8 protein-coding genes are annotated in these 12,170 nt (G+C 34.9%); 5 read left to right on the plus strand and 3 right to left on the minus strand.

Going from position 1 to position 12,170, the window contains the following annotated elements; genetic code table 11:
• Positions 1 to 99 precede the first annotated feature (99 nt).
• The 3 genes from ABE048_RS12105 to ABE048_RS12115 all read left to right on the plus strand — a co-directional run bounded on the left by ABE048_RS12105 (position 100) and on the right by ABE048_RS12115 (position 2,027).
• Entirely contained in the window at positions 100 to 288 is a 189-nt protein-coding gene (locus ABE048_RS12105) for a cysteine-rich CWC family protein (RefSeq protein WP_430311527.1), read from the plus strand.
• Positions 289 to 374: 86 nt separating this feature from the next.
• On the plus strand, positions 375 to 1,223 hold the full coding sequence (locus ABE048_RS12110) for an AraC family transcriptional regulator (RefSeq protein ID WP_430311528.1): 849 nt from the start codon (positions 375 to 377) through the stop codon (positions 1,221 to 1,223).
• Between the two features lie 198 nt (positions 1,224 to 1,421).
• On the plus strand, positions 1,422 to 2,027 hold the full coding sequence (locus tag ABE048_RS12115) for a DedA family protein (protein ID WP_430311529.1): 606 nt from the start codon (positions 1,422 to 1,424) through the stop codon (positions 2,025 to 2,027).
• A 114-nt stretch (positions 2,028 to 2,141) separates the two neighbouring features.
• Here ABE048_RS12115 and ABE048_RS12120 read toward each other — a convergent pair whose 3' ends face one another.
• Positions 2,142 to 3,491: a uracil-xanthine permease family protein gene (locus ABE048_RS12120; protein WP_430311530.1), complete on the minus strand. Its 1,350-nt coding sequence runs from the start codon at positions 3,489 to 3,491 to the stop codon at positions 2,142 to 2,144.
• Positions 3,492 to 3,778: 287 nt separating this feature from the next.
• On the opposite strand from ABE048_RS12120, the gene ABE048_RS12125 reads away from it, so the two are divergent.
• Positions 3,779 to 4,756, plus strand: coding sequence for a Rieske 2Fe-2S domain-containing protein (locus tag ABE048_RS12125; RefSeq protein WP_430311597.1), 978 nt, complete (start codon positions 3,779 to 3,781; stop codon positions 4,754 to 4,756).
• 853 nt (positions 4,757 to 5,609) lie between these two features.
• Here ABE048_RS12125 and ABE048_RS12130 read toward each other — a convergent pair.
• Positions 5,610 to 7,283, minus strand: coding sequence for a ribonuclease J (locus ABE048_RS12130; RefSeq protein ID WP_430311531.1), 1,674 nt, complete (start codon positions 7,281 to 7,283; stop codon positions 5,610 to 5,612).
• Between the two features lie 254 nt (positions 7,284 to 7,537).
• Entirely contained in the window at positions 7,538 to 10,987 is a 3,450-nt protein-coding gene (locus tag ABE048_RS12135; protein WP_430311532.1) for a S8 family peptidase, read from the minus strand.
• A 617-nt stretch (positions 10,988 to 11,604) separates the two neighbouring features.
• Here ABE048_RS12135 and ABE048_RS12140 point away from each other — a divergent pair.
• Positions 11,605 to 12,042, plus strand: coding sequence for a universal stress protein (locus ABE048_RS12140; RefSeq protein ID WP_430311533.1), 438 nt, complete (start codon positions 11,605 to 11,607; stop codon positions 12,040 to 12,042).
• Positions 12,043 to 12,170 lie beyond the last annotated feature (128 nt).

A 12,170-nucleotide genomic window follows, 5' to 3' on the forward strand; every position in this document is an offset into this window, starting at 1 on the left:
AATTTATAGGTAAAGGGGAATTCTACGTTTTGGTAGAATTTATGTATGGATAGATTGATTAGAAAAGGAAGTTTGATACTGTTGAAAGGAGTGCCAAATTTGCAACTGGATAAAAAGCATTGTCCGATATGTGGTGAGGAAAACCATTGTAAGGCTAGTACTAATGAACAATACCAATGTTGGTGCATGAAAGAAAATATTCCAAAAGAAGTTCTTCAGTTGGTTCCTAAAGAATTGAAGGGGAAATATTGTATTTGTCAAAATTGCATTGGAAAGTATAGAGAGTAAATTAATTACTGTCCAAAAAAAGCAATAAAAGACCAGCGTATTTTATCTAGAATCTTTAAGATATGTATAAGGAGTGAAATCATAGCATGTGGCTACAATCCATTCAGCAGGCGATTGACTATATCGAGGAAAATTTGATGAGAGATTTACATTTTGAACAAGTAGCGAGTGTTGCGAATTCTTCTTCCTTTCATTTTCAAAGAGCATTTTCACTTTTAACGGGGATGACTCTGGGAGAATATATAAGAGGAAGAAGATTGACATTGGCAGCCCAAGAGATTGCAGAAACTGATTGCAAAATAATCGATATAGCATACAAGTATGGCTACGAAACACCTGAAGCATTTGCTAAGGCATTTCGAAAGCAACATGGTATGAAGCCAACAGATGCAAGAAATCATTCAAATATGATTCATTCTTATAATAAGCTTGTCATACAAGTACAATTGAGAGGAGCGGAACCAATGAATTATAAGATTATTGAAAAGGATAGTTTTCATGTGTTAGGTGTAAAGCGTACTTTTTCAAGTGCAAATGGGGAACAATCAAAGAAGATAGCTCAATTTTGGCAAGATGTAAATCAAGATGGCACAAGTGGCAGGTTAGCAGCGCTAATTGATGGTACAGTTCAAGGGTTAATAGGTATTTGTGAAGTTACCGAAAAAAATGTAATGGATTATTGGATTGCAGCAAGCCATGAAGGTGAATATGCTGGAGATTTTGAAACCTATTTAGTGCCTGCCTCCAAATGGGCAATTTTCGAAGTACATGGTGCAATGCCAGCTGCAATGCCGATCATGTGGCAAAAGATATTCCAAGAATGGCTTCCTTCTCACCCATATGAATTAGCTGAAACACCAGAATTAGAAGTATACGGAGAAGGAAATCCATCAAGTGATGATTATTATTCGGAGATTTGGGTTCCTATTAAGTAAGAATATAAAAAAGAAGAACTGAAGCTCATCAAATTTTTTGATGGGTTTCTTCATTTACAGCAACTATTGCATTAATCTTTCGGAATAATAGTATTTACTTTACATTATTTAACCTACAATCTAAATTAAATAAAGGATGCTGAAAATTCAATCGACTGATTGAAAAGCAAGAATTTGGATTCGTAGGTGGGATGTTAAGTGGAGCAGCATTTGGATTATTTAATTGAACATTTCGGGTACTTTGGCATCATTATTGTGCTAGTTGGAGGAATTGTTGGAGTTCCTATACCTGATGAAGTTCTTTTAACATATGTTGGATATAATGTGTTCCAAGGAAAGCTATCGTACATAATTTCATTAATCAGTGCCTTTATAGGGGCTACGGGAGGAATTTCGCTTAGCTATTTTGTTGGTTACAAATTCGGCTTACCTTTATTAAAGAAGTTTGGTCCTAAATTTCACATTACAGAAGAAAAAATCGATAAAACGAGCGCTTTGTTTTATAAAATTGGACCCGCTTTATTATTGATAGGCTATTTTATCCCTGGAGTACGGCATCTTACTGCATATATAGCTGCTATAGATAAATATCCATTTAAAAAATTCGTAGGTTATGCTTATACCGGTGCGCTTTTATGGAGCTTTACTTTTATCACTTTAGGCAAAATCCTGGGTGAAGAGTGGCATAAAATTGGATTTTATCTGTCAAAATATCATGTATATCCCATTTTAGTGATTGTTCTGAGTATGATCATAATTGTTTATTTGTTTTTGAAAAAGAAATCAAATAAATTGATGGAATAACAAGTAATGAAGGTTGAGATTTTGCAGATAGTTCGAATAACTATAACAAATAAAAGGTTGATTCAAAACTGTTTTTGAATCAACCTTTTTTTATCAAAGATGCTTAATTTTTTATTAGTTGTGGACTGTAGATTCTTTCACTTTTGCAACTTTAGCATCCTCTTCGTTTGGAATGAGAAGATTAAGAATTAGTGCAGCAAGGGCACCTACAGCTGTACCAGAAGATAAAATATAATTCACAAATGGTGGTACGCTGTTAAGAATTTCTGGTGGAAGAACGATAGTGCCAACTGTTAAAAGGATAGGAAGTCCAATAACCATCATATTACGGTCATTGATTACTACGTTTTGGATTACTTTTAATCCGTTCATCACAATGGCAACACAAACAATACCAAAAATTGCATTGATAACTGTAACAGGAACACATGTAATGATTGCTGATAATTTAGGGATTAAGCCTAAGATTACAAGAATAATTCCTGCGCTAATAATCGCTCTTTTACTAGCTACTTTTGTGATAGCAATAATTCCTGCATTAGAAGAATAACCAGTCATTGGAGTACCACCAAAAAGTGAGCCAACAAAGCAACCAAGACCTTCTCCAACAGCTCCACGATTTAATCTCTTTTCATCTAATTCGCTATCAGTAACCGTCGATACTACAAACCATGTTCCCGTTGTTTCGATTAATACAACTAAATAAATGAAAACCATCGTTAAAATAGCCTGTAAATCAAAAACTGGTTTACCGAATGGGAAGAAACTAGGTAGTGAAAACCAAGCTGCATTTTTTACAGAGGAGAAATCAACTTCACCGAAAAATGATGCTGTAATTGTTCCGAATACAATAGCAAGAACAACAGAAGTCAAACGGAAGAATGTACCAAAGCCCTTTGCTTTTCGACCCAATAACATGAAAATAACTAATACTGCTGCAGAAACAAAAGCGATGAAAACATTATGTCCAACGTTACCAGGTGCATGGTAAATACTATTAAATGCACTTGGCATTAACGAAATCCCTACGATAACAATAACAGTGCCACCTACTAGAGGTGGGATGACTTTCTTCACAGCCTTAGCAAACCATTTTAGTGGATAACCAAGAAGTGCAATGATTAATGCGCCAGGCAATAGACTACCAAAAACAGCTCCTAATCCAAGTTTTCCTCCAATAGCTGCTAGTGCGCCAATTGGAATATAAGAGGGGCCTTGTACAACTGGCAATTTAAGCCCACCAATTGTTTGAATAAGTGTCGCCATCCCTGCTGCTAAAAAACACATTTGAATAAAGAATGTTGTATTCGATGTACTTAATGATAATAGTCCAGCGATAATGATTGGTGCAATATATAAGTCCATGGCAAGAACATGTTGTAAACCTAATAAAAAGGCTTTTCTCCAATTAATCTTCTCATCGACTCCGACCATAATGTTCGGATTTTCGTTGTTTTGTTCCACTGTGTTTTCTCCTCCATTTTTATAGATAGATAAAAATAAATATAATAAAAGCCTGTGGTGAAGATACGTAATAATAGTGTTTGTATGTATTTCTAAGTTTATTACTATTATTTCTATGGTAATTTTTTTAAAACCATACCTGCATTATAAAGAACCGTTATGCTTATGTAAATACCAAAAATACATACAATTTAAAAATTCGTTAAATAATTGTTCGTGTTTTTGTATTGACTTTACAAATTTTACTCCATAAAATATAGCTAAGAGATATAAAAGGGAGAAGTGAAATAATGATAGAAGATCAAGTGTTACGCAGTGGCTGGGTTGTTGCTTGTAAAGAAGAAGATGTAAAAGAAAAACCATTACAAGTAATAATTTTAGGGGAGAGAGCTGTTCTCTATAGAAATGAACAAGGAATCCATGCTTTCAAGGATTTATGTATTCATCGTGGTGCTGCTCTTTCACTAGGCTGTGTAAAAGATGGCAATCTTGTATGCCCTTATCATGGTTGGCATTATGACTCTGAAGGAAAATGTACGAAAATTCCGCAACTTCCTGAAGGCCAAAATATCACATCAAAAGCGAAAATATTTAAATTTGGTTGTAAAGTTGCTTACGGATTTGTATGGGTTAACTTAAATAATAACAATCCGGATTTCTTCCAATATCCTGAATATAATGATAGTAACTTCCGTAATGTTCTTTGGGGCCCACAAGAAGTTAATGCAAATCCTCCTCGTATTGTGGAAAATTTCTTAGATGTTAGCCATTTAGCATTTGTTCACGAGGGGTATCTAGGTGTTCAAGAAAAGCCAGAGATTAATGACTATAAAGTGCACTCAGAGGACGGAAGAATCTATACAGATGAGATTATCATTTACCAACCAGATCCAGATGGTACGGGTGTGGCAAAAGATGTTCTTTATACGTACGAAGTTCTTACGCCAATGACAGTTCGCTTCACAAAACGTGAACCTGAGAATAACACAAAAATGACAATCTTACTTACCATTTTACCGATTGAAGAATGCAAATCAATCGCATATGGAATCTTATCTTTCGACTATGAAACGGGTCAAACAGATGAAGAAATCATTGAATTCCAAGACATGATTTTTGCACAGGACAAGCCAATTGTTGAAAATCAAAAGCCAGAAGAATTACCACTTGATCTACAAGTTGAACTATCATTAAGATTTGACCGATTAAGTATTGCTTACAGACAATATCTAAAACAACTTGGCGTAACTCTAGGAGTAGAATAGGTAGTATTAATTAATGTGATAAATTACAAATGCTCTTCATTATTCGTTAAACAACGAATAATGAAGAGCATTTTTTCTTTGTAATGAGGACGTAAATTGCTGAGAGAGCGAATACAATTTGAAAAAGAGCGAATAAACGGAGTGAAAGGGCGAATAAATAGAAATAAAGAGCGAATAAACAGAAGTAAAGAGCGAATAAATAAATTAGATACAATCTGCGAATAAACTAAAGAGAATGGTAAATACAGAGTAGCATTTTCCTTCATGAGGAAGACTTAAATTGCTGAGAGAGCGAATACAATTTGAAAAAGAGCGAATAAACGGGTGGAAAGAGCGAATAAACAGATGGAAAGAGCGAATAAACAGAGTGAAAGAGCGAATAAATAGAAATAAAGAGAAATAAAGAGCGGATAAATAAATTAGATACAATCTGCGAATAAACTAAAGAGAATAGTAAATACAGAGTAGCATTTTCCTTCATGAGGAAGACTTAAATTGCTGAGAGAGCGAATACAATTAAAAAAAGAGCGAATAAACGGATGGAAAGAGCGAATAAACAGAGTGAAAGAGCGAATAAACAGAGTGAAAGAGCGAATAAACAGAGTGAAAGAGCGAATAAACAATAACAAAGAGCGAATTAATCCATACACAGAGTCAAAAAAATAAAGCAGTCAATGGAATGATCTATTCAATCATCCTATTGACTGCTTTTTCCCCTCATAAAAGGGCAGTACCCCCCACCTCAAGGTTTTTGGAAAACCGAAGAAGTATAGGTGGGGATTACTTCCTGTAAAAGCCCGATTGGTTCAACTAACAATTAGTGGAAAAAACCACTGATTGAAGTTTCACTTTATTAAATTTCAATGATAATTGGTAAGATCATTGGTTTTCTTCTCGTTTGAGTGAACAAGTATTGACCAACTGCTTTTTTTACTTTTCTTTTCACTGGATTCCATTGTTTTGCTTCCTCTGTCTGTATATCCTCAACCGTTGCTACCACTAAACGATTAACATTTCTTAAGAGATTTTCGAAGTCCTTTGCGTAGACAAACCCACGTGAAATTGTATCTGGTTCAGAAATAATAGATCCATCCGTTTTACTGATAGTTAAAACAATAACGAGCATCCCATCTTCGGAAAGCTGTTTACGGTCACGTAATACGATTTCTCCAACTTCCCCAATATCAACACTATCCACATACGTATCACCAGCAGGGATTTTACGCGTTTGGCGAGCCTCTCCATTTTCAATATCAACGACATCACCATTTTTGATAATAAATGTGTTTTCTCTTTCTACCCCTACGGATTCAGCTAATTCTCGATGAATATATAGCATTCTATATTCACCATGAATTGGGATAAAATATTTTGGCTTCATCAGTGACAGCATCAGTTTTAAATCCTCTTGATAGCCATGACCTGAAACATGCATTCCTGTTATGCTTGAGGAACCATAAATAACTTTGGCACCAAGCTGAAATAGGTTATTCACGATACGTGATACATCTTTTTCATTGCCAGGAATAGGGGAGGCAGCTAGTATCACTGTGTCATCGGGTAAAATTTGTACATCTCGATTTCCTGAATTTGACATACGGGAGAGTGCAGCAAGTGGTTCACCTTGACTTCCTGTACATAGGACCACGACATCTTCTGGTGGAAGCTGCATGACTTTTCGAGCATCGATAATCATTCCGGGAGGAACATTTAAATAGCCACGTTCAATTGCTACAGCTACAACATTCACCATGCTACGACCGAGTAAAGCTAATTTCCGATTTGTAATTTTGGTAGCCTCAACTATTTGTTGAATCCGGTTTACATTAGAGGCAAAAGTAGAGATGATAATTTTCCTTTTGGCACTTAAAAAGGCTTCGTCAATATGTTTTCCAACTAAACGCTCAGAAGGCGTTGAACCAGGTCGTTCAGCATTTGTACTTTCAGAAATAAGTGCTAACACACCTTTTGTACCAATCTCAGCCATTTTATGAATATCAGAACATTGATCATTCACCGGGGTTAAATCGAACTTGAAGTCACCAGTATGCACGACAACTCCCTCTTGAGTATGGAAAACAATTCCAAGGCAATCAGGAATACTATGGCTTGTCTTAAAAAAGGTTACCTTAATATTGCCAAAATCCAAATCTGAATTGGAGTCAATTTGGATTAGTTCTGTCTCTCTGAGAATTTTATGTTCCTTTAATTTTATCTCAATTAATCCAAGCGTAAAGCGTGTGGCATAAATAGGTATGTTTAATTTTTTTAAGAAGTAGGGAATACCTCCAATATGGTCTTCGTGTCCATGAGTTACAATTAAAGCCTGAACTTTATCTTTATTTTCAAGTAAATAGGTGATGTCGGGAATGATTAAATCGATTCCTAATAAACTTTCATCGGGAAATTTCCCCCCACAGTCAACTAGGACAATTTCATCTGCGTATTGAATTGCATACATATTTTTACCAATTTCGTTTATACCACCTAAGGCGAATATGGATAATGCATTCTCTTGCTTAGCCAAAAATATTACCTCCTACTATTCAAAACTATTCCAACAGTTTTAATATATCTTGCTATATTGGTTGAATATTACATCATCCTTTAGTATGGCTAGCTATTCTTTGTCTTATACGAAAATGCGTATGTAAAAGTTTAAATAAGAGGGTTTTTTAACTATCAAATCAAAATTGATCACTAAAGGATGAAGTTTACGCTCTTAACAAAAAGATGACCCAATAAAGCTACCTTTAATAGCCTTCTTGGGTCATCTATTTTTTACTTGATTTTTAGTGAAAGTTTGTACGGATCTATTGAACTGCGACCTTTGGAATCACGAACTTTTACGTAGTATGTTCCTTTATTCAAATTCAAGGATACGATTTCTTTGTCACCTTGTTCATAAATATCTGATTTTGCAACTCTTTTGCCATTACGGTAGATTTCAATCATGCCGTCTATTTCTTTTCCTGCATCAAGTGAAAGTGTTACTTGATTTGCTTTCTTAGATTCATAAACGTACCAATCAGAATCGCCATCTTCATATCCTGAGTTGAAGAAACCTGTTGCAGAATATAATTTACTGCTGTTTTTCTTAAACTTAAGTGGTTTAGATGGTTGGTTTTTCGTTATTTTCGATTTTGCATCTTCATCTTGTTTATTTACAGGATTAATTTTTAACTGATATGGCCATAAGGTAATACCAGCCATTGAATCGACAAAACTATGTGCAATTACGAAATAAGATATGCCTTTTTTCGCTTCAAAGGAGCCAGTGTTTGTTCCATCTTCTGTTATGTTCATGATGTATGATGAGCGATCAATATCTTGTTCATCAAGCTTATGGTTTTTATTTACATCTTCTGAAATTTGTATCAATCCGAAAAATGGAGCTAATAATTCTTTCGGATATTTCGATTTAAGTGACGATGTTAGTTCCGTTCTAGAGAATTTGACACCGTATATAGAATCTTTAGGCGCAGTAAAATAATAAGAGTCGATATCATTTGCTGTAGAAAAGTTTGCTGTTACACCTGTTGTAGGGAAAGTTTTTGCTTGTTCTGGTTTATCATTTTCTTCATACTTGTCACTTTGATTACTAACAAGTAATTTTGATGTAATTTGGTATCCATCGTATGGGATTTGGAATAAATTATAATTTGGACTTACTGACAGATAATATTTTTTATTTGCTTTTAAACTTGCAACAAAATGATCTTTTATCCAATCTTCTGAATCCCAGTCCTCGTTTGTTGCAACAGTTGAAAGGTTTTGATATGTTTTTCCATCTTCACCTTCTTCAGTAACAACCTCGTATAAACTAACAGTTGGAATATTCTTTGATGGAGTAGGTAAGTTAAATTGATAAATACCATCACTAGTTGGTGTTAGTTTAAACCAATCTTGGTCTGAAGTATTTTGAAGATATCCTGTTGCAGATCCACCTAATTGATATGAACGAGCACCGGACTCCAATAATTCAATTTGCTTTGAAGAATCACTTGGTCCCATTTCAAGGAATGTGGATGCAAAATTACCACCATAGATTGTGATTCCTTCTCCTTCTTCTTTATATAGTGTTGATTCGTCAAGGCCGTCTTCATCTTCGGGAATTGCCTTTCCTTCCAAGTTTACGCTATATGGAATTGCTGAAGCAGCAGGTCCTTTATCCCCAATACCGCCAAAATTACCGAATAGCAATTGGAGGATGTTAAAATCTGAAAATGAAGAGTTGTTTGTTACTTTTAGGTAATATTCCTTATTAGGTTCTGTTTGGAACATTAATGTTTCGCCAACACTTGTACCGCCATTATTGCTTGAGAATAGAGGATATATCTCTTCACTAGGAATTCCTTCTGAAGGAATTTCTTTGCCGCCTTCATCTGACATTGATGGGAATATCTGTTCCTTTTCATAAACAGAGAGACTTAAATCCACGCCTGGGATTCCAGTTACACTAAATTTCATTAATTGTGCTTCTTTTGAAGTAAAGTGGAAGTAGTCTTCATCACTTTTTTCACCTGTCATAAGGAGGCCGTCTTTGCTATATGGCCAGTTTTCAATTTTAATAGGTGTTTCTAATGTAGTTTCATCTTCAGGAAGTTGGTCTAATTTATCTACTTTTAATGTAGCATGTGATTGTTTTGCATTTGAATCATCATAGCTTCCATTCACATCTTTAATACCAATGGCAACTGTTCCACTAAAAGGAGCCTGGATTAGTTTACCTTCTGTTTTGCCTTCTGTTACATCATTGACTTCCGTTTTTTGTTGCTCATTATCACCAAAGAATTGAATCGTCATTTTGTAGTCATATTGAGATGCACCAGCCAATGAAGCTTGAATATATTGGCCTTTTTCTACAGGAAGTTTCACCCATTTTTGTTCTGATGGTTTGGTAAAGTTATGTTTGATTTCTGCAGGTGCTACAATTTTCTCTGCATTATTTAAGATTTCCTTTTCTCCCCATTTAGCTGTTACTAGGGAAGGGATTTTCTTGACGTCAAATTTTAATGCTGCAACTGGGTTAATTAGACCACTACCATATTTATTATCAAATCCTTTTTCACCTAAATCTGTTGCTGTTTTTTCTAGAATATATTCTACTTCAGCTGGCTTAAGATTTGGATGCTTGGATAATAGTAACGCTACTGTTCCCGCAACAACTGGAGATGCCATGGATGTCCCACTTAATTTTGTAAAGGTTGATCCTTTTTGAAGATCGTAGAAGGAAGAATAGACATCTTCACCAGGTGCTACTACGTCAGTTGAAGGGCCATATGATGAATAGTAACTTAGTTTTTTCTCTTTATTAATAGAGCCAACGCTAATGACACCTTCATATTTAGCTGGATAGACAGCCATATCAGATGCTTCATTTCCAGCAGCGGCAACGACTACAACACCCTTGCTAATTGCTTTATCTATTGCTTCTTTTAGAACATCAGAAGGAAGGGAGCCGCCCAAACTCATATTAATAACGTCTGCGCCTTCATCCACTGCCTTAAGAATGGCATTTGCAATTGTATAATCGAAAGTCCAAAAATCGCCATTAAATACATCTAAAGAAAGAATTTTTGCAGCTGGATCTAAGCCGTAGCCACCGATACCATTATCTTTTTTACCAGCGATAATTCCTGCAACGTGTGTTCCGTGAGTATCGGGTGTAGTTGGATTCATTGGGTTAATAATGTTTGTTCTTTTAATGATAGAGTCTTTCAGTTCAGGGTGATTATGATCAATCCCAGTATCAATGACAGCTACTTTAACCTGATTTTTCCCTGCAAGCTTTTGTGCATCTGCCGTTTTTAATAGGCTATGCATATATTGCTCGCTTACTTTTGGGTCGACTGTTCCTGAAAGTTTGTATTTTGGACTTAGGCCTACAGATATGACTTTCTTATTCTTTTGAAGTTTTTGGATTGTCTGCTGTAGGTTCTTTTTATTTTTGACTTTAACAACTACATAATTAAGACTTTTAATATCGCTTATTACAATATTTCCACCAAGATCACTGTTAGATAATTTACTTGAATATTTAATAATAATCGTGTCATCACTATAATTTCCTGTTTTTTGGGTAGTTTCTGTCTCGTCAGTTTTACCAAGCGTTTTTAGCATAGTTGATGCGGAGCCAGTTTTTGCGGTTGCAGCAAAGCTACTAATCGGTGTAAGAACTAATGCACAACTTAAACTAGCCGCTGCAAATTTTTTTGTAATAGATTTCATAAGATTCCCCCTTAATGAAACAACTATAAAATTATTAATATAGTGTTCCTATAATGTTAATATATACCATTATAGTTTATATATTCTTTAAAAAATATAGAAAATTTGAAATATTTTTAACAATTTATAAAAAATGTAAATAAATTAATCGAAATCCATTTTAGGTTTTTTAATATGAACATTTCATATATCCGATTATTTCATTGTGGAGCGAAAGACGGCGAGTCCTCGAAAATGCATTCGCATTTCCTTCTTGCGACGAGTAATCGCAGGAGCACATCTTTTAAAGAACAAAGCCTAAGAACGCCACTTCCTGTGGCAACGGCTTCGTGACCAACATCGTGTTGGCTCGAGGAGATTGAAGCCAAGCCCGTGGAAAGCGCCGTCTGTAGCGAAACATTTAAATCTGAATAATGAAAAGTGAATGTGTTGAAATAAAAAATGCATTCTAAGTGAAGCTGTATAAAAATTATCAGTACTCTTTAACAATCCCAATATAAAGTAAAGGAAATAGTAGTAGGTGAATGTAATTTTGGTGATAAATGTTCATAATATAGATTCTTCGTGGTTATAATTTTAGGTGGTATAATTAGCTTATAAAAGGGAGGTATAAAGTTATGTTATTTACTTATAAAAACATTATTGTTGGTATTGATGGTTCAAAAGAAGCTGAGGTTGCATTTAAAAAAGCTGTAGAAATTGCCAAACGAAATAACGCTACGCTACATTTGGTTAGTATCATTGATTCTCGTGTGTATTCTGCGCTTGAAGCTTATAATTTTTCAGAAGAAGAAAAACGCGCTGAAGAATTTGCTACAACTTTGTTGGAAGACTATAAAGAAGCTGAAACCGCTGGTATTGAAAATGTCAATATAATCGTACAATACGGTTCTCCTAAATCAGCAATTACTCAAGATATTGCTAAAAAAGTGGAAGCGGACTTGATTGTTTGTGGTGCAACTGGTCTTAATGCAATTGAACGCTTCTTAGTCGGCAGTGTTACAACAGGTATCGTTCGCTCAGCTGATTGCGATGTACTTGTTGTCCGTCCATAATAAGCACAGACAATTTGCAACAAAGCTATAATATGTCAGTATTAAAAATATAGAACAATAAATTTTGTGGAGAAGAAATGGAACTGTTTCTACTAATTTAAAGTATAAAAGAATTGCGAGTATCGTTA

It is taken from the genome of Rummeliibacillus pycnus, from assembly GCF_050459865.1.
GTDB lineage: Bacteria > Bacillota > Bacilli > Bacillales_A > Planococcaceae > Rummeliibacillus > Rummeliibacillus pycnus_B.